Source organism: Gluconobacter kondonii (genome assembly GCF_002723995.1).
GTDB classification, from domain to species: domain Bacteria; phylum Pseudomonadota; class Alphaproteobacteria; order Acetobacterales; family Acetobacteraceae; genus Gluconobacter; species Gluconobacter kondonii.
Genome location: NZ_BEWP01000010.1, coordinates 15700 through 41602, shown reverse-complemented (window position 1 = coordinate 41602; position 25903 = coordinate 15700). Strand labels below are relative to the sequence as shown.

General features: G+C 55.4%; 31 protein-coding genes and 2 pseudogenes. 18 read left to right on the top strand and 15 right to left on the bottom strand.

Features of this window, described 5'->3' with window-relative positions; all coding sequences use genetic code 11:
- Positions 1-15 precede the first annotated feature (15 nt).
- From GKO01_RS11505 to nhaA, 3 genes are all read left to right on the top strand, one after another.
- The gene (locus GKO01_RS11505; protein ID WP_218017434.1) at positions 16-939 is read left to right on the top strand and encodes an alpha/beta hydrolase; all 924 of its coding nucleotides are present in this window, start codon (positions 16-18) and stop codon (positions 937-939) included.
- A complete protein-coding gene (locus GKO01_RS11500; RefSeq protein ID WP_077804083.1) occupies positions 936-1796 on the top strand; it encodes an NAD(P)-dependent oxidoreductase in 861 nt (286 codons plus the stop codon). The genes GKO01_RS11505 and GKO01_RS11500 overlap by 4 nt, the downstream gene beginning before the upstream one ends.
- 257 nt (positions 1797-2053) lie before the next feature.
- Positions 2054-3262: a Na+/H+ antiporter NhaA gene (gene nhaA, locus GKO01_RS11495; RefSeq protein WP_077804082.1), complete on the top strand. Its 1209-nt coding sequence runs from the start codon at positions 2054-2056 to the stop codon at positions 3260-3262.
- A gap of 4 nt (positions 3263-3266) precedes the next feature.
- On the opposite strand, the gene GKO01_RS11490 is transcribed toward nhaA, so the two are convergent.
- The 3 genes from GKO01_RS11490 to GKO01_RS15990 all read right to left on the bottom strand — a co-directional run bounded on the left by GKO01_RS11490 (position 3267) and on the right by GKO01_RS15990 (position 4519).
- Complete coding sequence (locus tag GKO01_RS11490) at positions 3267-3692, bottom strand: type II toxin-antitoxin system VapC family toxin (RefSeq protein WP_077804081.1); 426 nt, start codon at positions 3690-3692, stop codon at positions 3267-3269.
- Positions 3689-3949, bottom strand: a complete 261-nt coding sequence (locus tag GKO01_RS11485; protein WP_207728951.1) for a type II toxin-antitoxin system Phd/YefM family antitoxin — start codon at positions 3947-3949, stop codon at positions 3689-3691. The genes GKO01_RS11490 and GKO01_RS11485 overlap by 4 nt, the downstream gene beginning before the upstream one ends.
- A 336-nt stretch (positions 3950-4285) precedes the next feature.
- The gene (locus tag GKO01_RS15990) at positions 4286-4519 is read right to left on the bottom strand and encodes a hypothetical protein (protein WP_167383471.1); all 234 of its coding nucleotides are present in this window, start codon (positions 4517-4519) and stop codon (positions 4286-4288) included.
- Between the two features lie 184 nt (positions 4520-4703).
- On the opposite strand from GKO01_RS15990, the gene GKO01_RS11475 reads away from it, so the two are divergent.
- Complete coding sequence (locus tag GKO01_RS11475) at positions 4704-5186, top strand: Hsp20 family protein (protein WP_077804079.1); 483 nt, start codon at positions 4704-4706, stop codon at positions 5184-5186.
- A gap of 75 nt (positions 5187-5261) precedes the next feature.
- Positions 5262-5603: a hypothetical protein gene (locus tag GKO01_RS11470; RefSeq protein WP_099287170.1), complete on the top strand. Its 342-nt coding sequence runs from the start codon at positions 5262-5264 to the stop codon at positions 5601-5603.
- Between the two features lie 48 nt (positions 5604-5651).
- On the opposite strand, the gene GKO01_RS11465 is transcribed toward GKO01_RS11470, so the two are convergent.
- The 3 genes from GKO01_RS11465 to GKO01_RS16315 all read right to left on the bottom strand — a co-directional run bounded on the left by GKO01_RS11465 (position 5652) and on the right by GKO01_RS16315 (position 7121).
- A complete protein-coding gene (locus GKO01_RS11465) occupies positions 5652-6209 on the bottom strand; it encodes a phosphate-starvation-inducible PsiE family protein (protein ID WP_077804077.1) in 558 nt (185 codons plus the stop codon).
- Between the two features lie 259 nt (positions 6210-6468).
- Entirely contained in the window at positions 6469-6774 is a 306-nt protein-coding gene (locus GKO01_RS11460; protein ID WP_233142707.1) for a hypothetical protein, read from the bottom strand.
- A complete protein-coding gene (locus tag GKO01_RS16315) occupies positions 6771-7121 on the bottom strand; it encodes a hypothetical protein (RefSeq protein WP_235993401.1) in 351 nt (116 codons plus the stop codon). The genes GKO01_RS11460 and GKO01_RS16315 overlap by 4 nt, the downstream gene beginning before the upstream one ends.
- A gap of 23 nt (positions 7122-7144) precedes the next feature.
- On the opposite strand from GKO01_RS16315, the gene GKO01_RS16310 reads away from it, so the two are divergent.
- Positions 7145-7303 (top strand): hypothetical protein, encoded by a 159-nt coding sequence (locus GKO01_RS16310; protein ID WP_244901437.1) that lies wholly within the window; start codon positions 7145-7147, stop codon positions 7301-7303.
- A 175-nt stretch (positions 7304-7478) separates the two neighbouring features.
- On the opposite strand, the gene GKO01_RS11450 is transcribed toward GKO01_RS16310, so the two are convergent.
- The 4 genes and pseudogenes from GKO01_RS11450 to GKO01_RS11435 form a co-directional block, all read right to left on the bottom strand.
- Positions 7479-7748, bottom strand: coding sequence for a hypothetical protein (locus tag GKO01_RS11450; RefSeq protein WP_077804075.1), 270 nt, complete (start codon positions 7746-7748; stop codon positions 7479-7481).
- 356 nt (positions 7749-8104) lie between these two features.
- Positions 8105-8539: pseudogene (locus GKO01_RS11445) on the bottom strand (transposase); the annotation flags it as partial.
- 29 nt (positions 8540-8568) lie between these two features.
- Entirely contained in the window at positions 8569-9906 is a 1338-nt protein-coding gene (locus tag GKO01_RS11440) for an IS110 family RNA-guided transposase (protein ID WP_077804074.1), read from the bottom strand.
- A gap of 316 nt (positions 9907-10222) precedes the next feature.
- Positions 10223-10858 (bottom strand): annotated as a pseudogene (locus GKO01_RS11435) (transposase); the annotation flags it as partial.
- A 212-nt stretch (positions 10859-11070) separates the two neighbouring features.
- Here GKO01_RS11435 and GKO01_RS11430 point away from each other — a divergent pair.
- The 6 genes from GKO01_RS11430 (at position 11071) to GKO01_RS11405 (ending at position 17202) form a co-directional block, all read left to right on the top strand.
- The gene (locus GKO01_RS11430) at positions 11071-12447 is read left to right on the top strand and encodes an aminotransferase-like domain-containing protein (RefSeq protein ID WP_077804073.1); all 1377 of its coding nucleotides are present in this window, start codon (positions 11071-11073) and stop codon (positions 12445-12447) included.
- 53 nt (positions 12448-12500) lie between these two features.
- The gene (locus GKO01_RS11425; protein ID WP_077804072.1) at positions 12501-12818 is read left to right on the top strand and encodes a putative quinol monooxygenase; all 318 of its coding nucleotides are present in this window, start codon (positions 12501-12503) and stop codon (positions 12816-12818) included.
- A gap of 2 nt (positions 12819-12820) precedes the next feature.
- The gene (locus GKO01_RS11420) at positions 12821-14047 is read left to right on the top strand and encodes a Tm-1-like ATP-binding domain-containing protein (protein ID WP_077804071.1); all 1227 of its coding nucleotides are present in this window, start codon (positions 12821-12823) and stop codon (positions 14045-14047) included.
- The gene (locus tag GKO01_RS11415) at positions 14040-14870 is read left to right on the top strand and encodes a phosphoenolpyruvate hydrolase family protein (protein ID WP_077804070.1); all 831 of its coding nucleotides are present in this window, start codon (positions 14040-14042) and stop codon (positions 14868-14870) included. The genes GKO01_RS11420 and GKO01_RS11415 overlap by 8 nt, the downstream gene beginning before the upstream one ends.
- 489 nt (positions 14871-15359) lie before the next feature.
- The gene (locus GKO01_RS11410) at positions 15360-15968 is read left to right on the top strand and encodes a nitroreductase family protein (RefSeq protein ID WP_077804069.1); all 609 of its coding nucleotides are present in this window, start codon (positions 15360-15362) and stop codon (positions 15966-15968) included.
- 37 nt (positions 15969-16005) lie between these two features.
- Entirely contained in the window at positions 16006-17202 is a 1197-nt protein-coding gene (locus GKO01_RS11405) for an MFS transporter (protein ID WP_233142704.1), read from the top strand.
- Positions 17203-17421: 219 nt separating this feature from the next.
- Here GKO01_RS11405 and GKO01_RS11400 read toward each other — a convergent pair whose 3' ends face one another.
- Together GKO01_RS11400 and GKO01_RS11395 are read right to left on the bottom strand one after the other, a co-directional pair.
- Positions 17422-17829: a VOC family protein gene (locus tag GKO01_RS11400; protein ID WP_086649761.1), complete on the bottom strand. Its 408-nt coding sequence runs from the start codon at positions 17827-17829 to the stop codon at positions 17422-17424.
- Positions 17826-18452, bottom strand: coding sequence for a glutathione S-transferase family protein (locus tag GKO01_RS11395; protein ID WP_099287175.1), 627 nt, complete (start codon positions 18450-18452; stop codon positions 17826-17828). Before GKO01_RS11395 ends, GKO01_RS11400 begins: the two co-directional genes overlap by 4 nt.
- 149 nt (positions 18453-18601) lie before the next feature.
- Between GKO01_RS11395 and GKO01_RS11390 the strand changes: the two genes are divergently transcribed.
- Positions 18602-19495 (top strand): LysR family transcriptional regulator, encoded by an 894-nt coding sequence (locus tag GKO01_RS11390; RefSeq protein ID WP_264817136.1) that lies wholly within the window; start codon positions 18602-18604, stop codon positions 19493-19495.
- A 122-nt stretch (positions 19496-19617) separates the two neighbouring features.
- Here the strand turns inward: GKO01_RS11390 and GKO01_RS11385 are convergent, their stop codons facing one another.
- Positions 19618-20034: an RrF2 family transcriptional regulator gene (locus tag GKO01_RS11385; protein WP_244901436.1), complete on the bottom strand. Its 417-nt coding sequence runs from the start codon at positions 20032-20034 to the stop codon at positions 19618-19620.
- A 134-nt stretch (positions 20035-20168) separates the two neighbouring features.
- Between GKO01_RS11385 and GKO01_RS11380 the strand changes: the two genes are divergently transcribed.
- On the top strand, positions 20169-21062 hold the full coding sequence (locus GKO01_RS11380) for an NAD(P)/FAD-dependent oxidoreductase (RefSeq protein WP_099287166.1): 894 nt from the start codon (positions 20169-20171) through the stop codon (positions 21060-21062).
- 38 nt (positions 21063-21100) lie between these two features.
- Here GKO01_RS11380 and GKO01_RS11375 read toward each other — a convergent pair whose 3' ends face one another.
- On the bottom strand, positions 21101-22315 hold the full coding sequence (locus GKO01_RS11375; RefSeq protein WP_099287165.1) for an MFS transporter: 1215 nt from the start codon (positions 22313-22315) through the stop codon (positions 21101-21103).
- A gap of 104 nt (positions 22316-22419) precedes the next feature.
- Here GKO01_RS11375 and GKO01_RS11370 point away from each other — a divergent pair, with 104 nt between their 5' ends.
- From GKO01_RS11370 to GKO01_RS11355, 4 genes are all read left to right on the top strand, one after another.
- Positions 22420-23037, top strand: a complete 618-nt coding sequence (locus tag GKO01_RS11370; protein ID WP_099287164.1) for a TetR/AcrR family transcriptional regulator — start codon at positions 22420-22422, stop codon at positions 23035-23037.
- Positions 23038-23207: 170 nt separating this feature from the next.
- Positions 23208-23969, top strand: a complete 762-nt coding sequence (locus GKO01_RS11365; RefSeq protein ID WP_099287163.1) for an SDR family NAD(P)-dependent oxidoreductase — start codon at positions 23208-23210, stop codon at positions 23967-23969.
- A 31-nt stretch (positions 23970-24000) separates the two neighbouring features.
- Entirely contained in the window at positions 24001-24453 is a 453-nt protein-coding gene (locus GKO01_RS11360) for an SRPBCC family protein (RefSeq protein WP_099287162.1), read from the top strand.
- Between the two features lie 14 nt (positions 24454-24467).
- Entirely contained in the window at positions 24468-25358 is an 891-nt protein-coding gene (locus tag GKO01_RS11355) for an aldo/keto reductase (protein ID WP_063904062.1), read from the top strand.
- A gap of 18 nt (positions 25359-25376) precedes the next feature.
- Here the strand turns inward: GKO01_RS11355 and GKO01_RS11350 are convergent, their stop codons facing one another.
- Positions 25377-25841, bottom strand: a complete 465-nt coding sequence (locus tag GKO01_RS11350) for a nuclear transport factor 2 family protein (protein ID WP_063904063.1) — start codon at positions 25839-25841, stop codon at positions 25377-25379.
- Positions 25842-25903: the final 62 nt, after the last annotated feature.

Here is a 25903-nt window from a genome sequence, read left to right as displayed (position 1 = left end):
ATACCAGGCGAGCGCGTGGTCCAATCTGGCCGCACCTATCAGCGTGCACCGATGTATGTGGAGTGGGAGGCACCCGAACACGTTACACGTCCTTACCCGATCGTTTTGATGCATGGGGGCGGGTTTCAGGGGACGGAATGGTTCGATACGCCCGATGGCCGAGCGGGATGGGCGCAGCGTCTGGTTGAAGCAGGTTATGCAGTGCTAGTGATCGACCGGCCGGGGCACGGGCGTTCGCCCCTGCATACGGACATCACCGGGGCAATGGGACCGCCGTTTTCCTATGAAGGCGGCCGTCAGATCTATTTCCCTGGTACCAATCCGCGCCATACACAATGGCCGTTTGCTGCGGATAACGATTCGGCAATGGACGATTTTATCGCGGGTTATGGGCCATTGCCCGCTGATTTGTGCGTCTCCCAGACGATGGATGCCGACCGGACCGCAGCCCTTTTGGATAAAATTGGCCCTGCGATCCTGCTGACGCATTCTGCCTCCGGCCCGGATGGCTGGCTGGTCGCTGATCGGAGACCTGATCTCGTGCGGGGTATCGTTGCGATCGAGCCAATGGGGCCGCCTTTTGCGACCATTCCCAACATCGGACCGATGACGTGGGGCGCTGCTGCCGCGCCACTGGCGTTCGAACCGCCTGTGAGCGATGCAACGGTCCTGCAAGCTGCAGAGCCAGGTACGTATCGCCTGCCGTCTCTGGTCGGATTGCCGATCCTGATCGTGACCGCCGAGGCTAGCGACTTTGCCGCCGCAAGCCTGCCCACTGCTGCATTTTTGAATAATGCGGGGGCTTCAGCCGAGTTGATGCACCTGCCGGATTATGGCGTGCACGGCAACGGACATGGCTTGATTTACGAGAAAAACTCTGACGAAGCACTGGCTCCAGTACTGGCATGGCTTGCGCCGAACACAGAGGCGTTAGCATGAAGATAGCCTTTATCGGCCTCGGTGCGATGGGTCGTGCTATGGCCACCAATCTGGTCCGCAACGGCCATGACGTTTCCGCTTGGACTCGCTCGGGCCGCACGCTTGCAGGTGTGACCACGCTGGAAATACCGGATAAGGCCTTCGAGGGCGATGTCGTACTGACAATATTGTCAGATGATACGGCTGTTCGCTCCGTAATCGTCGATCCAGATTTGCTGTCACGCGCAAAATCAGGTGTGATCCATGTGATGATGTCCACGATTTCGGTCGCGTTTTCGCGCGAGCTGACGGCGCTGCACAACCAAGCCGGGGTGGCATTTGTGGCAAGCCCTGTTCTTGGCAGGCCGGATGTTGCGGCAGACGGCGCGTTGCAGATCCTGACGGGTGGCGATCCAACACATTTGGCCAGGCTCGTGCCCGTATTCGAGGTTTTGAGCAAACGTATTTGGCCGATGGGGGACAAACCTTGGGGAGCTCATGCGGCTAAGATTGCGTGTAATATGATGATTACCATGGCGATTGAGGCGATGGCGGAGGCAGTTGTGCTGACAGAGGCTAATGGTGTCGCACGCGAGGTATTTTTTGATCTGATCCTAAATACGCTGTTTGGCAGTCGATCTTATCAGGTCTACTCGAAGAATATCACGAACCGGGTTTACGAACCCGGCTTCCGTGCGGCTCTCGGCCTCAAGGATCTGAGGCTTGCGACAGAAGCGGGTGCTGCGACCGGTCGTGAACTGCCAATGCTGGCTGCGATCTTCGGACAGATGGGAGAAGCCATTGATGCTGGGCATGGAGAAAAGGACTGGTCGATCGTCGCGGCGCAGACATTGGGTGAGGCAGATAAGAATTCCTGAGAGATTATGGGATGCATAGTCAGGCGTATGAGCGGTAGTTAGACGGCATACAGAAAGCATGTCTGCTTTTGGAAATTCTCTACGGCGCTTTGCATGTCCGAGATGAGGGCGTAAGCAGCAGGTCCGCTTACGCCTACACGCCGAACATCAGCCGCGTTAAACGGCCATCCGGAAAGCGGGCATTAATAGAAACATTATGACAAGGTAGCGCATCGCTACAGGCTTGTGTGGGAGCCTGCCTCATTCAACAAAGAGGAATGAGCGAATTTTCTGTTCCGTCCACAACGCATATCCGACGTTTTCTGGCCTCTCCCGCAGGTGGGGCGTCTGTTCTCCTGCTGGCATCCCTGTTGGGTCTTGTCCTGGCGAATTCGTCATGGGCGTCGGGTTACGGCACCCTGATAACAACGCCCATGAAATTACCCATCTTGGGAGAGCGGGGGCCAGAAAACATTGATGCATGGGTCTCTGACGGACTCATGACCCTATTCTTTCTGGTGGTCATTCTCGAAATCAAAAAGGAAATTGTTTCCGGGCACCTCTCATCACTACGCAGCATCGCCCTTCCGCTTATCGGAGCGTTGGGGGGAATGATCGTGCCGGCCCTTACGTATCTGCTGGTAACATGCGATCATCCGGAAGCGACACGCGGCTGGGCCGTTCCTGTTGCAACGGATGCCGCGTTTACGTTGCCAATCATCCTTGCTCTTGGAAGGCATGTCTCGCCGGGAGCCAGGGCCTGGCTGATGGCGCTTGCCATTTTCGACGATGTGCTGGGGATTGTGGTGATCGCCCTATTTTATGGGAGCGCTCTGTATTGGCCGGGGCTTATCGCGGTCGTGATCGTGACTGCCGCATTGGTCGGCGCGAACAGGATTGGGATCAGAACTCTCTGGAGCTACGGCATCGGTTGCGTCCTGTTATGGGTGGCGCTTCTGGATGCCGGCCTGCACCCGACGCTTGCTGGAGTCATCACCGGCCTATGCCTTCCAGCAGTCACCTCAGGAATGGATGCCAGACAAGCTACGCCACTTGATCGGACATCTTCTGCGTTGACCCCTTTCGTTACCTGGGTCGTTCTACCGCTGTTCGGTTTCATGAACGTGGGTGTTTCACTAGCTGGCGTTCATCCGGACATGATGCTGGAGGCTGCTCCGCTCGGGATTATATTAGGACTGATTGTTGGCAAACCGGTCGGCATCTTTGGTATAACAATGCTTTCGACCCGCCTGAAGATCGCCACGCTTCCGGCTGAAACGCCGACGGGGATGCTGTTTGGGCTTTCGTTGCTATGCGGCATTGGGTTCACGATTAGTCTGTTTATCGCAAACTTGGCATTTTCCGGATCAGATCTTGTGACACCAGCTAAGATGGGCATCTTTGCTGGCTCTGTTCTGTCTGCCCTGATGGGATGGCTTTGGTTACGCTTCTTATCCCAACACAACCGGCTACCCCCCCATTCCTGACAAATTATAGTAGCTTTGTTTTTAAGCCTATATTAGGACCTGCCTCAGCGAGGCGTCTATCAAGAGTGCATAACGTTGCTCCGTGATCGGCGCAGACGGCAAGGTGTAAGGCATCACCTGCACGCAGCCCTAACGCATACTGATCAGAAAAACGCGCCGCTGCCCTGAACTGCTGTGTCGTTATGGGCAAAATCTGAAAGCTTTCAGCGGACAGACGAGTAAAGAGGGCTAACGCATTTGCACGGTCAGCAACGTTGATCTGACCGCTCCGTAGTTTGATTGAAAGTGCGGAAGAAAACTCAGTCGCGACCCAATCACTTATAAATAATTCGTCTGGATCCTGACTGGAAAGCCATGATTGCATCCGGTCTGTCTCTGCCTCGTTGGTCAGCGCGGCAACCAGAACGGACGTATCGATATAAACGCTCAATATCGTGCCTCGTCTCGCATATCCCGTACCATTTCTCGCGCGGACACAGCCTGGACTGTCATATTGGCTGTAAGCGAGCGCAGAGCGTTCAAATCAACAGGCTTGCGCTTGCATGTGACTTTGTCGATTTGTGCGACGATTTTCCCCCGACGCATAATGCGAACGGGTTCGCCCTGCATGGCCTGATCGACCAAACGACTGAGGTGGGCTTTTGCGTCCACCAAATTCACAGTTTGCACATCGAATCTCCTGACCATTAAACTAGTCACTTCATAGCACGGAGATTTATTCTAAGGTAGACAAATTAAGCGCAACCAGATCGCAGCACAAAGTTTCGTGTCCGCTTTTGTCATATCTGCGTGCATAGCCGACCTGCCGCTTCCCCCCCTAAACAGCCTGTCGGCTCATCAACAACAGAGCAGACGGGCTGTAGTCGCCCTCATCCCGGACATACAAGCCCCCATTCGCCAAGCTCCTAAGCGGACAGTCCGCAATCACCATGAGCTGATGGAGTTTCCTCCCACCCGAGTGCATTCTCCGCTCGGCTGCATAAAAGCAGCCCCTTCTGAGAACGTATCATAGAACAAGACATGTCAGATGGGGTGGAAGGCCTCCTTGCGGCATTGATGTGCCATACCGGCGGTTGATAAGCCTTCTGAAGGAGACCGCCCACCCCAACTGACAGCTAGCGGCGCGACCAGGACTGGTGGTGGAACGACAATGGGTGGTCCAGCATAAATCCACGGCCAGGCCTCCGCCGGAGCGGCAATCAGCATGGTCGCGGCGAATGCCACGGCCAGCAACTTCCATCCGATACTATCAGGCATTGTTCTGGTCCACTCTGAACACGCGAACGATTGAGGACGCCCAAACCTGCCTTTCTGCATTTTTGATACCTCTTGACACCATGCACGGAGTGCCCAGATTGAATCTGCCGGCCGCCGAAGGGGTCGGCAGACAGAACTATCAGTTTTGATCTTGTGTCCATGTTGCTCAAAGGAGGATATGGCTATGAGAGCCACCGTTGATTTTGCTCCCCTGTTCCGTTCGAGCGTGGGTTTTGACAGAATGCTCAACGCCCTTGATCTCGCCAGCCGGATTCCGGCGGTCGATAACTGGCCGCCTTACGATATCGTCAAGACCGGTGAGGATGATTACCGGATCGACATGGCGGTTGCCGGACTTGCCGAGGCCGACCTTACGATCACACAGGAGCGCAATACTCTTGTCGTGACAGGTCGAAAGGCGCCGGAGCCGCAAAGCGCCACCGAATATCTCCATCGGGGTATTGCGGGCAGAGAATTCGAACGCCGCTTCGATCTGGCCGAGCATATGAAAGTCACCGATGCGCACTTCGAGAACGGACTTCTGTCCATTACTCTGAAACGTGAGATACCCGAAGCGATGAAGCCGCGTCGTATCGCGATTACGTCCTCTACAGCACGTGCGGAGGAAGCCGTGCCCCAGATTGAGGCGCGGAAAGAGGCAGCCTGATGGCGTGACGAAAACTCTCCCCCGGCCATTCATCCGGCCGAGGGAGAATCTCGAAAGGTCATGAGCATGAAGAGGATGAAAATATCTCTGTCGTGCGCTGCTCTGAGCTTGTCTCTACTGAGCCAGTCGGGCGCACATGCTGGTGATGTTGTCCGGACGACTGCAACATCGTTCGATGCAAGGGCGACTGAGGGAACGTCCACAATCCCCGAAACCGGGGCTCGCACTCATTACGAAGACGGCACAGGTGATATGCTGGTCGACAGCTTGAACGCAAGCCAGTTGGATCAGAACTACAAGGGACCGGTCTACTCTCCCGGACAACCCATTCCGCCGTTCCGGCCCATCGACACAGATCATCTGGCACCGTCAGGGCCAGAGACGGCGAAGAAGACGTCCTCATCGCACGAGACATAGTGGGGATTGAGTAAAGGCGGCGTTATAGACCGCCTTTACTTCGATTCTTCAGGATGAAGACCGTTCAGGCTCACAGCGGGCCGCAGGATTATCTTCAAGATGCGCCTGTTCTCTGGCATCGCGCGCGACACGCGCATCCTGCTCGCGGACCAGCCAGTAGACGGCACCCAGCGCCAGAACAGCCGCCGAGAGAGCGAACAGTTCCATGGCAGTCACATCATGCAGATCCAGCAGGATGAATTTGCGGGCAATCGCCAGGAGGGCGATCAGGACGATGGTCCGTACCCGGATGACGTTCTCATGCTGGGCAAGAACGACCAGCAGGGAGTGTTTGAATTCAAGGGCGATGATAACAGTAAAGATCGCGCCAAAAATCGCCTGGAAGATCGTCTGGTTGATCGGATCGATTCCGACATCGACGACCAGATGCCATACCGCGCCGATCAGATGAATCGTCGCGATGGCGGTGACCAGCATGATGAGCGCAATCAGGGTCAGAATGATCGCCTGTTCAAAACGCTCGTAGAATGTCAGGCCCCTGAACAGCTTGATGAAGTGGGACCAGTCCCTGCTCTGCCAGGAACGTTTCATGGAGAGGTCTTCCATAGCCGTTTTCCCATCTATGAATTGCGTTATAGTTCCCACGCCCTGGGTCTGGTTTTTCTTTTAGAGCAGTTCCACTGATCCAGAGTTAAAAGGACTGGTCGAACCGCTTGATCCCTCGGATGTGGATGCGAACTCCCCTGCGGACTGAATCAGTCTCTGGAAGGGCTCATGGCCCTTCCGGCTTACATCCGGTGCCAGCATGGCAGACAACAGGACAATATTCTGGCATGATCTCGCACGGCCTTTGGCAAGGCCAATGTCAGTTGATTTTCGAGGTCTCCCAACGACTAGCCCAAGGCCTTGGCCATGTGCGTGCGGTCAGCGACAGGCAGGAGTTTTCGGACCACGGCGTTGGTCGGGTCGTCGCTTCCGGGTCTGGCGCGGTTCTCCAGCGAGATACCAGGTGGTAAATCAGATGGTCAGCCGCCCGATGCATGAGGCCGCCGTATCCGCGGTCTTTTTCCTCGTAGCTGAGATAGTGGGCAAGCAGGACCGCCAGTTCTGTGCTGATCTGAACGGTCGGAAGCGACATAATTTTGTTCGGCCTGTCCGTATGAAGAGTCATGGTGCACTCCTCAGGCCGGACCGCGTGTCACCCGATGTCAGAGCCGTCGCATCCAGAGGACTGACGCTCAAGCCAGAAACAGTGGCGGTGACGTCGATATGCACGGATCCGAACAGATGCAGGAGGGCGGCCTGAGGCGTATAGGCGCCCTTGACGGCTGCCGAGGTCCTGCCGTCCATAAGGATCGGGTCGATTAGGACCGGGCACCCGGTCTGCCGGCTCAATATCTCTATGGCGCGGGCCAGTGGCATGGATGGAATGTTTACCGGCTGCTTTTCTGTCTCGCACGACAGCATACCCTGCGGTGCATGAGCTGATGTCGGCGAGACCATTCCGACCAGCAGCATGAGGATGAGACCGACAGCGACATGTGGCCTCTCCCGCTGCCGAAGGTGCCGAGGTTGCTTGGCTGTCTGTTCCGCTCGCTCCGTCTTTCCCGCGGAGTGCGACCAAACTGGCCGCATTGTCCCCCGTGAACGGGGCACGGGGGGATGGTTATTCCAATAGTGCTGAAGCGCCTTCAGGTTGAGAAGATGAATAAAACTCGACATCTCCCTGTTCTCGCTGCTTTTGATTTCATCTGCAGAAACGCGGGACCTCCGATGGAAGGCCCCGCTCCACCCTCTCATTCGTGCGGTCGTTCCAGAAAAGATGGCGCTTCCGCTCGGAGAAGGCGTTTCTGATCTACCCGGCGCGGTTGTGCCTTACGCCGCGATCGGAACTGGCGGTGCGGCTCTTGCCCGCATGGGGACACGGAACGCGAGATCAGAAGCCAGAGGATCACACCCGGCAGGGGTGACCGTGCCCGCCTGGACCAGGCATTCCAGCGTAGAGCGAAGTCTGATCCCCGGTATACCGGTATGGGCCACCAGAGACGTCAGCATCACGCCACGTCCGTCATGACCGAGGCGGCGGAGCACGGAGAGGACACGCGGAGCTAGCGGATCGTCTCCAAAAAGGGGGCGCGTTACCATGATACGCCTCCCTCCAGTCGGTTGCGCCATCTCCGGGCGGCTGTGCGCAAGGAGCGGCGATAGCGGGAATAAAGTCCTTTCAGTGTCGACATCCACATCCTCCGATTAAAGCAACATGGACTTCAGTTGTCTGGCTCACAGAGCCTATGCCGGACCCGATGGCGTCCAGCGAAAGAAAAATTGGAAGAGATGCTTGCCTCGTCAAGAGGGCACGAAATGCAGATGGAGGGATCGAAGAACCGTTGATTGATGTGCTTGGCCCGTGATTTCTGGGTTTTGGCAATCTGATTGACGGTTCTTTGGGGCGTTTTCTGTTTGTGTTTTGAACGGATTAGGGGCTGTCCCCTGCTGGATGACTACGCGCTCGCGCTGATTCGCTCCAGGAAGAGAAGACGGCGCATATTATAGACGATATTGGCGAGCCCGATCCTCATGGTGGCCCGGGTGATACCGACAGTTCGGATCAGCAGTCCCGTCTGTGATTTCTGATCGGCAAAGACATGCTCGACACGAGATCGGATCACAGACTTTCCGGCATTCGATTTCTGGATATGCCGGGGCATAGGTTTGAGATGCGGCTTTTTCCTGTGAACCTTGGAGACAAAGCCCTGCTTTTCCATGAAGTCTTCGTTGGCTTTGGAGCGATAGGCCGTGTCTGCCCAGACGCTTGAGGCCGTATTGGTTTTATCCAGCAGCCCCTCTCTCAATCGCGCGCCATCGCTGGCAACGGCATCCGTCGTCTTCCATTTCCGGATGAACCGATACTTCCGGTCGATGGAGACGTGATCTTGTACCGAGAGCGCAAGCAATTTTTCCGGTTTCAGGAGTTCTTTTCGATCCGATTGGAACGACGTCCTGCTCTACTGTTTTCTCCGACAGTATAGCGCTCCAGAGTGATAGCTTTTGCTTCACAGAGGGTGATGCTGTTTCCCTCCCTGTCGCGCACTTCATAAGGCTTTCCTCGTTTGAGAACGCTGAAGATCCGGTTCACAATACGATTGGCAACGGCACATAAAGCCTGTTTGTGATGATGACCTTTCGCCGTCATCAGCCTCCAATAAAGTTCTGCCAGTTCAGGATCTGTTTTTCGTGCCGTATCAGCAGCAAGATAAAGTGCATGTTTGATGCGGTTATTGCCACCCTGGATCAGGGTCTGGCCCGCTCGCTCCACACCACCACTATCAGCCCTCCTGGGAAACAGGCCACAGAACCACCGTAAATGTTTTTCGGAATGAAACCGCTCAATGTTCTGCAAGATACCGATCAGGGTTGGCGCGAGATGACGGCCGACACCCGGAACACTGAGCAGAAGAGCCTGTGGGTCGAGGTGTTTATAGAGATCTGCAATATGCTGCTCAAAATCTTCAACTGGTTGGATTTTCTTCAGAACATTCTCAATTCCCGTCGCGATTTGGAATTGTAGTTCCGAAAAATCAATGTGTGTCCCATGAAGGTCTTGAGCGTATTGCGCCGCTTCACGTAACCCTGTGATCAGCGTTTCCACAAAGGGCCCACTGCGCGGATGGTTCCCTCCCGCATGAGCTCCAACATATTTGGCGAATGTCGTACGACGCGCCTTCAAAACATCCGAGGGGTGAAACCATTTCTGCAACAGGGCCAAAGAGAGCCGTGTTCCTAAGTCGGGCAAGACTGCTTCAAGCCTGGGGGATGCCCAACGAATGAGATCAAGCAGGCGCCGCCTGGCATCCGCGATCTCGTTCTGAAAGCGGCTTCTCTGTTTGATTAGACGTTGAAGAGCGTGGCTTTGCGGATCCGGAATGTGGACTGGATCAAGACGTGGTCCACCAAATGACGGTATGGCCGCCAGGATCTGGGCATCAGCCATATCCGTTTTGGCGTGTTCGGAAAGGTAACGGCGTAGAGCCTTGACCCGTTTTCCCTTGACACGAGCCACGGTGACGCCAGCATCTGCAAGATGGTGGGCAACAGGAAACCAGCTCATGCCGGTTGGCTCCATGATGGCCTGAATGTGGTCATCCGCTCTCAGCCCCATCACGGCTGTCTGAACAAAAGCGGCGAGTGAGGGCTGATCGTGCCTGAAACGAATTGCACGGCCATTAGGGCGGCCATCGTCATAGATCTGAGCGAGGTGATCTCCGCGAATGGCCAGATCAATACCAATGATACGGAATGTCATGGTCGGTCCTTTCTGGTGAGGGAACCAACGCTACGGTCACAGTCAGGTGTGTCATTCGTGGCCGATCAACTTCACTCAAAGCAGACGCCACAATCTTGTTACTCTTGCCCCGTCAGCGCGGCCGGACCGGGTTCATGCTTCACAAAAGACGAGACGATCGGCGGATCTCTCAGGGACTTCAGCCCCGAACCGGCCTGGTTCGCTCTGAGAGTATAGACCCGGTTCCCGGCATGCTGGGAACCGGGTCTGATCCACAACCACGTCTCCGAAGCCTGCGCTTCTCCGACTTTCTCCATGGCATCAAACCCGGCCCCGCTATCGATACCTGGGATTTGTAGCCAAAGAACGGGATGGCGAGATCGCTGGATGGCATGGTTCCATCATCCTGCCGCTTCGCCTTCGTGAACTTCAGCGTCCAGCGCGCATGGCGATCCTTGTGCGACAGCTTGGACGGCTTGTCCTGCCAGTCTTCGGGGGTACGTCCTGCCCGGAGATCTACCTTCTCGGCATTAGTATTGCGCTGCTTTGGAGCAGCCACCAGCGTTGCATCCAGGATCTGACCCGACATCGGCAGATAGCCTGCGTTCCGCAGGGTCGCATCAAAGCGCTCAAACAGTCTTTCAATGGCCCCCGCCTGTGTCAGGCGTTCACGGAACAGCCAGATTGTTTTGGCATCAGGCACCCGATCTGAAAGCCCCAGACCAAGGAAACGCATGAACGACAGCCGGTCGTTGATGAGATATTCCGTCCGTTCATCAGACAGATTGTTCAGCGTCTGGATCACCAGGATCTTGAACATCAGCACCGGATCAAATGGCCGTCGCCCGCCTTTGCTTCCATCTGAATAGGCCAGGGCCTTCTCCAGATCAGGGCAGAACGCTTCAAGCTGATCACCAAGCCCGCTCAATCGCGCAAGCCGCTCTTCAACGTCAAAGAAACCAGCCTGCTTCATCTTCTCCCTCAATCAATGCAGGAGAAATGGAATCACAGAGACAGACTCAAAACCAGAGGGTTTTTCGAACCCTCCAGGTAGCCCTGACGATTGGCTTCTGGCTTCGCGGGGGCGGGACGATACGATAGAATAGTCCTAACCACCCTCCATCTGCCATCCAGAGCGGGGTATTCCCCCACTATTGAGCTTTCTAAAATTAATTAGGCAAAACAATGCGAAGCCAGTCACCTTGGAATGCACGTCTCCCAGACGGAACCGGATCGTCAGCAGAGCGTCTAGCCGACGTGCTGGGATCAGACATACTCCATGGTATTTTGTCTGTTGGCGATCGACTGCCAGCACACCGTGACCTCGCGTGGCGTCTGGGCATCGGCATTGGATCCGTTACGCGCGCTTATGCCATTCTTGAAAGACGCGGATTAGTGCGGGCCGAGCATGGGCGTGGATCTTTCGTTGCAGCACGGGCGGATGATCGGTCGATTTTGCTGGATATGTCCACCAATATGCCCCCGCCCATGTTTAGTGACCGAGCACTCGCTCGCACCCTGTCACGTCTGGCCCGTACCGTCGACGCCGCCCTTTTTAACGTTTATCCACCTGTTGCTGGACATATCGAACACCGTCGAATTATGGCGCACTGGCTGACAGGTTGCGGTATCGAAATCGATCCGGAAAATCTGTTACTGACTGGTGGAGCGCAACAGGCACTCAGCGTGGCGTTCACCGTCGCGCGCCCACATGTGGGCAGCATTATAACCGAAGAGGTGACCTACCCCGGCATGCTGGACACAGTGCGTCGCGGAGGAAAAACCTTGCAAAGTATTGCCATGGATGCGCGCGGGATGATGCCTGATGGGCTGGAAGCCGCCTTATCGTCACCCCAAACTGGACGGGCATTAGTGTATGTAACGCCCACCCTGCATAATCCAACCACCGCTTGCATGGATAGCGATCGAGTACATGCCATTGCCCAGTTATGCCGCCGGTTCGATGCTCTGGTCATCGAAGATGGTGTCTATGCTGGACAGAGCAAGCTAAACCACACTCTCGCGGCGCTCATTCCGGAACGGACTTTTCATGTTTCCAGTCTGTCAAAAATCATCAGTCCAGGTTTGCGCATAGGCGCGCTTGCCCCCCCAGCTGCATTCGCAGCGCAGACACTTCCAGTACTGCTTGCATCATCCCTGATGATCGCTCCCCTGTCCTATGCGATGATGGCTCAGTGGTTGAGCGATGGAACGGCTAGCAGCGTCCGTCAATCTTTACGTGCCGAAGCCGCAAGACGACGGAATCTTGCCCGTAATATATTGGGCAAACGCATGACAGAACCGGGTGGAGACGGCTTTCACCTTTGGCTGCCCATGGATGCATCCACAGCAGAAAACGTCGCTGAAAACGCAAAGGCACTCGGTGTTTCAATCGCACCACCGAGCGCTTTTGCCAGTTGCGACACCCTTCAAACAACAGGCGTAAGGCTCGCCCTGGGTGCCGTATCCTTCAAAAATCTGACCGTAGCGCTGACGCGCATACGTCAGGCATGCGAACTAGTAGAAAGAAAAGTGTCACGCGACACTATAGTCTTAGGCTGAAAGTGTCACTCCGCGTTAGTCTGACAAGAACAGTCAGGCGGCGGAGAGAAAGCATGTCAGACCTATCAACAAATGTCCTTACTATCATTGCCGAAATCTACATCCGACCTGAACACAAAGATGCCGTCCTCGGCGCAGTTGCGGCATGCGTTATCGCGTCGCGTTTAGAGCCGTCCAATATCTCCTATGACTGCAAGCGTGACCAAAACAACCCGCAGCATCTCGTGTTTATCGAACAGTGGGAGAGTCTCGACGCGCTTCTAATTCATGAGCAGACGGCACATTTCCTGGCCATGAAAGAGACGTTTACGGCAGGACTGGAAAGACCACTGACGGTCACATTGCTTGAGCCGTGTCCCCGGATGGCCTGACGATGGCAAAATACGTCTATATCATCGGAACGCGAGACACCAAGGACGCAGAACTCCGTTATCTGCAAACCAAATTGTCGGAACGTGGTGTGCTCTCCAGAGTTGTCGATGTCTCCACAGGACACAATTGCACCGGTGTCATTCAAGCCACCGATGTCGTGGCATGGGACGTCGCATCATGCCACCCGCGTGGGCCCGATGCCGTATTCGGGAATGTCAGAGGTCCAGCAATTGCAGGAATGTCTGACGCGTTGTTGCACTATCTCTCCTCGCGCCCTGATGTGGCAGGAGTACTGGCACTAGGGGGGTCTGGAGGCAGCGCACTGGTAGCACCTGCTTTGCAGGCAATGCCCATCGGTATTCCAAAAATTCTTGTGTCCACCGTGGCATCTGGAAACGTTGCGCCTTATGTTGGTGGATCCGATATAGCAATGCTGTATTCCGTGGTCGATATGCAAGGGCTGAACCGTGTGTCGCGGCGAGTGCTCGAAAACGCAGCGAATGCCATGGCCGGTATGGTGCGTTCTGCGACGCATGAACCCGAAGACCAACGCCCTGCGATTGGCTTGACGATGTTTGGTGTAACGACACCCTGCGTCACACACCTGACTGATACCTTGCATCATCAGTTTGACTGTTTGGTGTTTCACGCCACCGGCACGGGTGGTCGTTCGATGGAACAGCTTATTGATCGTGGAGTCATACGCGGTGTAATTGACGTTACAACAACGGAATTCTGCGACCTCATTGCGAATGGTATTTTTCCTTGTGGAGAAGACCGGCTCGGCGCAGTTGAACGCACTAAAGTGCCTTATGTCGGCAGTTGCGGTGGTCTCGACATGGTCAATTTCGCTGCCCGAGATACGGTTCCACAAAATTATAGAAATCGTGTTCTGGTAGAGCATAACCCACACATCACACTGATGCGTACATCAGCCGAAGAATGTCGTCAGATGGGGCAAATGATTGCCGAACGCCTGAATCACTGCGAAGGCCCCGTCGCATTCTTTATACCGGAAGGCGGCTTTTCTTTACTTGATGCGGCTGGAGAGGTCTTTTTCGATCCCGAAGCCGATGAAGCATTCGTCGCGGCGTTATCAGGGATGCTGCGCGAAAGCGCAAGGCGAAGGCTGATACGCCTGCCATATGCGCTCAATGATTCTGCTTTTGCTCAGGCAATGGCGGACGAATTTCAGACAATGTTCAAGGAGACCGAATTCAATGCCTAGCATTGCACGCGAAACTATTCTTGGTCGTTTGCGCGGCCTTATCGCAGAAGGGCGCCCCATCGTTGGGGGCGGAGCAGGAACAGGTCTTTCCGCCAAATGTGAGGCGGAGGGCGGCATCGATCTGATCGTCATTTATAACTCCGGTCGTTACCGCATGGCTGGACGCGGTTCACTTGCGGGCTTGCTTGCTTATGGCAACGCCAATCAGATCGTTATGGAGATGGCACGTGAGGTGCTGCCAGTTGTCCCAAACACGCCAGTACTTGCCGGCGTGAATGGTACCGATCCATTTGTGGACTTTGATGTATTCCTCGACGAAATACGCAGGGTGGGTTTTTCTGGTATACAAAACTTCCCGACAGTCGGGCTGATTGACGGTACATTCCGAAAAAACCTTGAAGAAACCGGCATGAGCTATGCTATGGAAGTGGATGTCGTCGCTCGGGCCCGCAAGAAAGATTTGCTCACGACCCCTTATATCTTCGACCCAGAGCAAGCTGTCAGCATGACAAAAGCGGGCGCGGATGTTCTGGTTGCCCACATGGGCCTGACAACTGGTGGCAATATTGGTGCAGAAACAGCATTCACACTGGACGACTGTATAACGCTGATCAACCAGATGACGGATGCTGCCAAAAGTGTGAGAGACGACGTCATCGTTCTTTGCCATGGCGGACCGATTGCAATGCCTGAAGATGCCCAGAAAGTCCTCAAGGCTTGCCCTGATTGCCATGGATTTTATGGTGCATCGAGTATGGAACGGTTGCCAACCGAACGCGCGCTGGTCGAACAGACACAATTGTTTAAATCTATGACGCGCTAGTATTCTTCCTGAAGGGCATGTTAGGAAATAGTAATGTCTTAAACATGCCTTTCTTTTTCCTTCCGTACATTTGAAAAATTCCATGAATAGCCATATAAATCAGGAGCATAGACATGATAGGAAGCGATATCAGTGATGCTATGCTCCGGCCCCAGTCTCGGGAACAGATCCCCGACGATGAAGAGATCGCCAGTCAGCGTCACGGCTGGTAGTGTGTATGACACAAGGCGATCTCATGAAACCATTACCAGCCCTGATACATGGTAGATCATACCTCCCAAAAAGAATGTAGTGTTATGGCGCCTCGCATCAGCAAAGATGCCATCACCCGAAATGAAACTCTGTAGGCCTACGGCTATCCCGGACGGGCCAAGGGGAACGATGGAACACCCATCAGACGGGCCGTCTCATAAGCCTAAGCACCCTTAATGCCCTCTCCGCGTTGACAGGGTAAATTGTACAACAGAGCCACACAACAGGAGAAATGTCATGCCCCTCGACGTCGCCAGTGCCATTCTGCAACGCCGCGCTACCAAAGTCTTCGATCCCGACCACCGCATGACGGACGCTGAACTCGACACACTGCTCGGTCTCGCCCGCCGTATGCCAACGGCGTTCAACATCCAGAATTGGCGCTTCGTCGCCGTGACCGATCCAGAACTGCGCACCAAGATCCGCGCCGTCGCATGGGATCAAGCTCAGGTTACCGACTCTTCCGTGCTTCTGGTTCTCTGCGCTGACATCAAGGCGTGGGAGAAATCCACCACGCGCTACTGGGAAAACGCCTCCACCGAAGTGCAGCAATTCATGACCGGCGCGATCGATCAGTATTATCGTGGACGCGAACAGGTCCAGCGCGACGAAGGCATGCGCTCGTGCGGTATGGCAGCGGCAGCCATCATGCTACAGGCCGAAAGCATGGGCTACGGCACATGCCCGATGGACGGTTTCGACTTCGACGCAGTGGGCAAGCTGATCAATCTTCCCGAGGACCATGAAATCGTCATGTTCGTCGCGGTCGGTAAATGTGCCAAGTCCCCTCACCCGACCGGCGGCATCCTTCCGACAGACGAGATCATTTTCAGGAACACGTTCTGAGCCGCCACTCGCCTCAAAAGTTGCCAGAAGGCCGCCCGTGACAAACGCTACCGCTCACACGACATTCCGCCTGACACCGGCGATAACCGGACTGTTCGCCGGGGTGTGCGGCCTGACGGTCGCGAACATCTACTACGCGCAGGCTCTGATCGGCCCCATCACGAGTGCACTGGCCATTTCCTCCACATGGGCGGGAAGTATCGTCACGCTGACCCAACTCGGCTACGGGGCTGGGTTGGTCCTGATCGTGCCGCTCTGCGACCAGTCCGAAAACCGTCGTCTGATCCTCCTGACGATTGCCGGGCTTGTCGTCAGTCTGATCGGAGCGGCGCTCAGCACCTCAGTCGCGACATTCATGCTGTTTTCCGTCACCATCGGTCTGTGTTCCGTGGGGTCGCAGATTCTGCTGCCGCTCGCCACGCATTTCGTGGAACCCGGTCAACGTGGCAGAACGATCGGCAATATCATGGGCGGCCTGCTGTCGGGGATCATGCTCTCGCGGCCCGTCGCAAACGCTATGGCGGCCGCGTTCGGCTGGCGAGCCGTGTTCTGGGTCTCTGCTGTCGTCATGATGCTCGCGGGTCTTGGGCTGGCGCGCGTTCTGCCCGTTCAGGCCCCAACCCGCCGCATGTCTTACGGAAGCCTCTTGCGGTCGATCATGCATCTTCTGGTCCAATACAGGACGTTAAGGGTTCGCATCGCCTGTCATGGTCTCGTCTTCGCTGTCTTCAACATGTTCTGGACCGCCATTCCGCTTTTGCTTCATGCCCAGTTCGGCTTTAGCCAGGGCAAGATTGCCCTCTTCGCACTCGCGGGAGCAGGCGGCGCACTGGCCGCTCCTCTCGCAGGACGCTTGGCTGACGCCGGACTGACCCGTCCGGCGACACTGAGCGCAATCGCACTCGTAGGCGCAACGTCTCTCACCTCGGGCTGGGCCGTCGCTGCAGGTTGGATTATCGTCCTCGCGGTACTTGCGCTGCTGCTGGATGGTGGGGTGCAAACCAATCAGGTCATCAGCCAGCGCGTGGTTTACAGTCTCAACGACACTGCGCGCGGACGCCTGAATGCTGCTTATATGGGCGGTGTGTTCGTCTGCGGTGCGCTCGGATCGTCTGGCGGGGCCGCACTCTACAGCATTGCAGGTTGGTGGGGCTTTGCGAGCGCAGGAACGCTCATGTGCCTTGCCTCCCTCGCGCTCTTTGCCGCCACGAATGGTAGGCATGCCGCCTCATGAACCCTGCTCCATTCTCTCCGTCCCTGATCTGGTTTAAAATGCACGAACAGATAGAAATTCAAGACTAGTCTGCTTACCGGCGTCGACCTTCTTGATTCATTCGTTCAGCGTATGCGTCGAACAATCTACCTTGGTAGTACTCGATCTAAGTGATATCGGCTGAATTTTATTATCGGTGTCCTCGTTCGGCTATCAAATTCAGAGTTCCAGAAAGACGAATTACTGGAGAATTTCATTAAATTCCAGAACGTTTCCGTCTGGATCACGAATAAAACAAACGACGCGTCTGTCGTGTCCCATATGCACGGGGCCTTCTGTGATCGTAATCCGTTCCTGTTCCAGCCAGGGAACAAAATCTACCATACTTTCGATAATAAATGCCGCATGTGTGTATCCTGGATATTTGACAGGAACATCCATCAGAACATTACCAGCCGGGTCTGACACACCATTAAAAATAAGATGAATACGAAGCCCGGATGGGTGATGTAGACCACAGGCTTTCACCGCTGGAGCGTATTCTTCTGGATCACGGATGAAGCCAAATTTGGCATAAAACCGTTCGGAAACGGCGAGATCCGTCACACGAATGCCTACATGATCTAGACTCAGATGAGAGAAGTTCATTGCGCCTCTCCTGTTTTCAAATCCGCTACAATATTCGCGAATGGAACAAATCCCTCTAGGCTTTCCGTGCGCTGCAACCATCTACTAATGGCCTTGTATTCTGATAGATCAACATTTCCTTCCGGAGCTCTCGCGACATAACTGTAAAGCGCGACATCCGCGATTGTCGGTTCTTGGGTTCCTGCGATCCAGGTCCGGCCCTGCAAGGTTTGGTCGATCACTTTGAGTGTGTCGTGAGCACGCTGGATGACCTCTTCCGGATTGAAGGGGACGCCAAAGACTGTCACAAGACGCGCAGCACAGCATCCATATGTGATTTTTCCTGCCGCAACAGACAGCCAACGTTGAATTTCCGCCTCTGTTACTAGATCCTCTGGCAGCCAATGAGATGGCCCCATTTTTCGCGCGACATAAACAAGGATGGCATTGGAATCCGCAATGATAGTCCCGTCATCATCTAAAACGGGAATTTCTCCAAAGGCGTTCAGCCTTAAAAATTCCGGAGTTCTCTGCTCACCCGCGGCAAGGTCGACAAGCGTCAATTCGTGAGGCAAGCCGACAAGAGAGAGAAAGAGGTGCGCCCGATGCGCATGCCCCGAAAGGGGATGATAATAGAGCTTCATGGGGGACTCCCGAAAAAAACGGTTGAACAGATACATTGTCTTCTCACGCAACAAGGCATGCGATAATCTGTCGAAATCGCACTTCATTATTGCGTTTTATGGCTATAATTTGTTGATTACAGGAGAGAGATCTGATCGACCTTCCGGCATTGCGGATCTTTATGGCCGTGGCCGATCACGCCAGTTTTGTCGGAGCATCCCGGAAGCTGGGTCTTTCGGCAACAACGGTAACACGGACGGTGAGAAGCCTAGAGACAGCCCTCGGAATCTCCTTATTCAGCCGTACAACCCGCTCTGTGCATCTGACCACTGAAGGCGTGGAGTTTCTGGCTCGGTGTCGGGCAGCGATTTTCGACCTAGATGGTGCGATTGCTATAGCGCAAGGTGCGAGGACTGCTCCCCAAGGAGTGTTGTCGATCACCGCCCCCGTTATTTTCGGACGGGTACACGTCCTTCCCGTTGTCACAGAACTTTTAAAAGCCTGGCCGCAATTGAACATCAGGCTTTTTTTGACAGACCGGGTTGTTCATCTGGTGGAAGAAGGAATTGATCTCGCCATCCGGATTGCACCTCCACAAGACAGCGCCCTGAAGATGCAGAAAATCGGAGAGGTCCAGAAAATCTTTGTTGCCAGCCCGGCTTATCTGAAGAATCACGGAGAGCCACAGGTTTTTGAGGATCTCGCAACGCATAGCCTCATTGAGGTTAATGAATATGCAGCGGGATATTCTGAGTGGCGACAGGGCGGGACATCTGGTTTTTCGATAAAAGTCTCGCCCCGGCTTTTCGTGAACAGTGTCGATGCGGCTCTCACAGCCGCCATCGAAGATCTAGGCATCGTCACGGCATTATCCTACCAAACTCACCAATTTGTTGAAAATGGGCAGCTTCGAAGAATTTTGACTGATACCCCCGCCTCAGTACTTCCGGTCTTCATCCTGTTCCCTGCCAAAGAACGTCAGTCCGTAAATGTTCGAACGTTTGTTTCCGCGATGAAAGACAGGTTTATGGCAAAAAGGTCTCTCAAAGCACACCCCACATAGAAGAAGGGTCCCGTGCAAACAGCCGCTACCATTTTTATGCACTGTGCGGCTTTACGTTTGAGCTTTATTCCATGGATTAAATACAAAGCTTTTTGAGCTCTAAAGCGGCAGACTACCCTGGTTCAGAGCGAGTTCGCGCAAGACGCAGAAAAGCGCCGGTCAAAATCTTTGGCGATTGCGGCAAGAGTGACCTCGCCTAGTTGAGCGATCAGAAGCGCCTCGGCTTTTTCCAGTGCGCTCGTCATTGAGGCGTTCACGGCCTGCTCGACGAGGCAATCGGGCGCAGGGTCGACCAGACCAATTGCGAAAATACGCGGCTGCCCCACGGCTTTGTAGACATCAAGCATCGAGATACTTTCCAGCGGCTTCAGAAGCGTCCACCCGCCAGCATGCCCCTTGATGGAACGGACGAACCCCACATCCCGCAGGCCCGCCATCGTACGCCGAATAACAACCGGATTGGTATGCAGCATTTCCGCTGCTTCACCGGAGGTGATGGGCCCATTCGCGCGATCCATATGGATCAGCAAATGCATCATTCTCGATAATCGCCCGTCCAGTTGCATCGCCTGCCCTTTAGGCCCTTCTATCATGTCACATCAAGAGTTGCAAAAAGCTGATATGCATATATGTAACTCCATATATTACATATGAAGTTGAATAGGATTTAACGATGTATGATGTGATCGTGATAGGGGGCAGCTTTGCCGGACAAGCGGCAGCTATTCAGCTGGCACGGGCTCGCCTGAGCGTTTTGCTGATCGATGCTGGCTTACCGCGAAACCGCTTCGCAGACGCGTCTCATGGTTTCCTCGGCCAGGACGGCAAAGCGCCTAACACCATTATGCGTGAAGCCACTGCACAATTACGGCGATATCCAAATGCGCAGATCTTGCAGAACGACGCGCAGAAGGTGGCACGAAATGGCAAGACATTTACTGTGCATCTAGCCAACGAAGCCAAATATCAGGCGAAGCGACTGATAATCGCTACTGGCGTTTCCGATACTTTGCCCGATATCCCTGGTGTAGCGGAACGATGGGGCAAGACCGTTCTTCATTGTCCTTACTGCCACGGATATGAGGTCCGCAATCATCAGCTTGGAATTATCGCCACAACCCCAATGTCAGTCCATCAGGCAACATTAATACCCGATTGGGGACCAACAACTTACTTCACTCAGGGAATTTACGAGCCGGATCCAGAGCAGGCAATGTTGCTTAGCAAGCGCGGCGTCGCGATCGAACATTCTCCGATCATTTCTCTCATCGGAGATGCTCCTGGTTTGGATGCCGTGAAGCTGGCGGATGGACGGCTCATTGAAGTCGCCGCTGTGTTCACGGTACCGAAAACCAGACCTGCCAGCCCGATTGCCGAGAAACTGGGCTGTATTCTGGAAAACGGACCTACCGGTCCGTTCATCAAGGTCGATACCTGGGGCGCAACCTCTGTGTCCGGGGTCTATGTGGCTGGGGATGCCGCTAGCCCGATGCATAATGCAACGGTCGCAGCAGCGTCGGGTGTCCTGGCAGGTATAGCGGCACACCAATCCTTGGCCAGGGCCTGATCACGCAGTAACGCAATCCCCTGCTTACCATCGAATACTCAGTTTTCTTTTCCATGCCCGAGCCGATGGCCAGGTCGGAACCCATAAAAGCGGGCTTGCCATGCGATCAGGAAGCTCGCAGCAGCGAGTGCCATCACGACCCAGGGGAATGACAGAGCTCCCCACGTTTCCAACAACACACCACCCAACAGGCCACCACCGGCTATGGCGCTGTTCCAGACGACGACATTCATCGATAACGCAACATCTGTGCCCTCCCCGGCTGCATCGGCCAGTGCCGTCTGGAGCAACGTCGCGGCCCCTCCGAAAGTCAGACCCCACATCGCAACGCCAATCATGATCACCGCAGGCGATGCTGCCCCAATTGCAAAAACACCTGCAACAGCAGCGAATATTGCCAGACTGACCAAAACGGAAAGCCGCAGGGCATGATCGACCGTACAACTGGTGAGCCAGATGCCTGCAAGGGCAGCAAGGCCAAAAAGCAGGAGGATGCGGTCCGCCTCTCCTGCCAGCCCTGCCGGTGTAATGAAGGGTACGATATAGGTGTAGAGAACGTTATGCGCGAGCATCCATGTCACCACGACGCCCAGAACAGACCGTACCCCCGGTGTTCGCAGGACATGACCGAACGGCTGGCGCTCATGATGTGCGAGGCCTGGAAAATCAGGAACCTTCGCCAGAACCCAAACGATTAACAGCACGGTGGCGCCCGACATGATCCAAAAGGCCAGTCTCCATCCCACAGTCGCGCCCAGCCAAGTGCCCGCCGGAACACCCAGAGAAAGCGCGATCGGCGTGCCAACCATGGCGATAGCCAGAGCACGTCCTTGCTGGGCGGGGGTCACCATTCTGCGTGCATAGCCTGCCAGCAAGGCCCAGGCGAGCCCTGCCGCTGCACCCGCGCCATATCGCGCCACGAGGGTCAGGTCATAATCCGTCGAGAATGCTGTGACGGAGTTAAAAACTACAAAACCAATGATCGCCAGCAATAGAACCCGCCTTCTCCGCCAGCGCTGTGTGGCCAATGTTAGCGGGATCGCAGCACTCAGGGAGCCCAAGGCGTAAGCCGTGACCATCTGCCCTGCCAAGGCGGGGGAAACATGCAGCCCAGCCTCGATCTCAGGCAGCAGACCTGCGGGAAGAGTTTCGGTCATGATGCAGATAAAGCCAGTCATCGCCAAGGCGAGTAAGCCGGCCATAGGTAATCTGTCATCGGGACTTCTGCGAAGGGATATCGTCTTGGAGGTCATACGGCTCTCATATATGGATCGAACGATCTATATATGAGAGCGTAAATTCTTGGCAATTACTTCTGGATCACTTAATATGAAAATCTTTCAAAAGGAGCAATACCATGGCGCGAACAGGGCGTCCCCGGGAGTTTGACAGGGACAAAGCACTCAATGCCGCCATGACGCTTTTCTGGGCGCAGGGCTACGAACCGACCTCCCTGACACAGCTCAAATCCTGCATGGGCAATATTTCGCCGGCAAGTTTCTATGCCGCGTTCGGCTCGAAGGAAGCCTTGTTTCGCGAAGTCGTGCAGCATTATCTGGCGACCTACGGACAGGTGATGTCGCCCTTATGGGACGAAAACCTGATACCGCGGGATGCGATTGAACGGACTTTGCGCGGTTCAGCGCGTATGCAGGCGACCCGGACGCATCCCTGTGGCTGTCTGGTCGTCTCGGGCGCCAGTAACTGTTCGCCCGAAAATAAAGCCGTTCAGGCCCTTCTCGCTGCAGAGCGCCAGCGGACGCGGACCGGAATCCGGGTCTGCGTGGAGCGCGCGATTGCCCGCGGCGAACTGCGCGATTGCGCGACAACAGCGGCCCTGCCCGATATTTTCGCGATATTTTTCCATGGCATGACATGCGAAGCGCGGGACGGGATGACGTCAACACATCTGGATGCCGCCATCACTTCGCTTCTGACCTTATGGGATGCCAACGCGCTGCTCACCACGCCGTGAAACGGTCTGCCAGACATTGATGAGCCTGCAACAGGCCAAGCCTTATGCCGTTAATTCCATATCGACCACTCCATAACTCCTTGACCCTGTTTTGCGCACATATTATGGACCATCCAGTACGGAATTAAATTCCGGAACATATCGCCGTGTCTCGGCCAAGGAATCCAGTTATGAGCAAACAGGACATCGCATTCATCACGGGGGCCAATCGCGGCATCGGATACAGTATCGCGAAACATCTGATTGCCTCGGGCATCAACGTGATCGGGACCTATCACTCCAACGAAGACGAGGCGAACGCCGCCGAAGCAGCCCTCGTCGGCGAAAACGCAAAACTGCGCATGCTGAAGCTGGATATCGTGGACCATGAATCGTTCGCGAATTTTTCCGGGCAGGTCAGAGCACTTCTAGCACATGAGTTCGAGCACAGTGCACTGAGTTATGTCGTTCAGAACGCAGGCAATATCATTCACACTCGCTTCGATGCTGCGACATCCGAACAGCTCGACAACCAGTACAACATCCATTTCAAAGGCCCCTATCTTCTGACGGTGGCCCTCCTGCCCTTGATCCGGGACGGCGGTCGTATTCTCAACATCACCTCTGCCGCGACCCGTTTCTACCTGACGGATCATGGACCTTATTCAGCCATGAAAGCCGCTACCGAAGTCATCTCACTCTACATGGCGAAAGAACTGGGAGAGCGGGGCATTACCGTCAATGCCGTCGCCCCCGGTGCGATCGCCTCGGATTTCGGTGGTGGTCTGGTCCGTGACGATGCCACGATCAATAAAAGCCTTGCAGAGATCACGCCTCTGGGGCGGGTCGGGCAGCCCGATGACATTGGTGCCGCCATCCGTGCCCTTCTGTCTGACGACCTGCGCTGGGTGAATGGCCAACGCATTGAGGTGACGGGAGGCCAATCGCTATGACACTCAGACATTCACAACCGGGAGAGGCCTCATGATCCACGTTATGGCCAGCAGCATCATTCCTGCATCCCTTCCCTCTGTCTGGCGGCTGGTCCGTAATTTCGACGCTCTTGGACGCTGGTTGCCGGGCGTCAGAAGCTGCGTGATCGAAGGCAATGAGTCCGGTGACCGCGTCGGCGCAATTCGCCTGGTTGAGATGGGCGATGTCGGACTCATCCGCGAACAGCTTCTGGCACTCTCCGACGTGGATCACGCGGTCACGTTCTCGATCGTTGAATCAGCCCTGCCGGTCCGGAACTATCGCTCTACCATCAGCCTTCTTCCTATAACGAAAAATGACCACACGTTCATCCAATGGCGGGGGCAGTTCGAAGCCCCAGCCGAACATGCCGCCAGTATGGAGGCCCGGATGCCGACACAGATCTACCAGCCAGCTTTCGACAGACTGGCCGAGATACTGGCCTCAGAGACGACATTGTCATGAAGGAACCTAAACCCATGATCCAGTCCCCCTCTAACGCTTCCCGATCAGGCACATTCAGGATTGGCGGCGATCTCGGCATCAACCGGCTTGGTTTCGGTGCGATGCGCATCACTGGCCAGGGTATATGGGGACCGCCCGCCGATCACGACGAGGCCATCCGCACACTGAAGCGCCTCCCAGAACTCGGCGTCAATTTCATCGACACGGCGGATTCCTATGGTCCGGACGTCTCCGAATGGCTGATCAGGGAAGCTCTGCATCCCTATCCCAAAGGATTGGTCATCGCGACGAAAGGCGGCCTCACCCGATCCGGCCCCGACATCTGGAAACCGGTCGGACGGCCGGAATATCTATTGCAGCAGGTGCACAAAAGCCTGCGCAACCTCGGCGTCGAGCAGATTGATCTGTGGCAACTCCACCGGATCGATCCCAGAGTCCCGGCAGACGAACAGTTCGACGCGATCCGCTCCTTCATTGATCAGAAACTGATCCGTCATGCAGGACTGAGCGAGGTCTCTGTCGACAACATCAAAACAGCATCGAAATTCTTCGAGGTCGCGACCGTCCAGAACCGCTACAATCTCGTCGATCGCACCAGCGAGGACGTACTCGACTACTGCACGCAGCAGAACATCGGGTTCATCCCGTGGTTCCCTCTCGCCGCCGGCGACCTCGCCAGGCCGGGATCCATATTGGACACGATGGCGAAGAAATACGGCTCGCATCCAAGCCAGATTGCTCTTGCCTGGGTCCTGATGCGCAGCAAGGCGATGCTTCCGATCCCCGGCACGTCCAAGGTCGCCCATCTGGAACAGAATGTCGCGGCAGCCGACATCACCCTATCCGATGAAGACTTCGCGGCGCTGGACGCAGAAGGCCGCAAGGCGTTCCAGTCAACGCCTTAAGGAAACGCGTCCGGACAGTTACAATCCTAGCGTCGAAAGACCGGGGTGACTGTCCGGACGCCGTCCCTCAGGCCAGCGGAACAGACGGTCGGTCGCCGAAATGGGTTGGTCGTTGATTGACGCTGCGCGGTAACGCATCAACCCGTTTTCATCGAACTCCCAGTTCTCGTTCCCATGGGACCTGAACCACTGTCCGGCCTGATCCTGCCACTCATAAGCAAAGCGGACCGCGATCCGGTTCTCCTGAAAAGCCCAGAGTTCCTTGATGAGGCGGTATTCCTGCTCGCGCTCCCATTTGCGCGTCAGGAACGCCACGATGTCCTCTCGTCCGTGGATGAATTCCAGGCGATTGCGCCACTGGCTATCGGTCGTATAGGCCTGCGCCACCGTTTCAGGATCCTGGCCATTCCAGGCATCTTCCGCGAGGCGGACTTTCTGAGCAGCCGTTTCAGCATTGAAGGGAGGCAATGGGGGTCGGGACATAGGGAATTCCGCCTCTGGTTCGGGGACGGATCACGAGTTGATCCGAGACCTGTCAGTGTTTT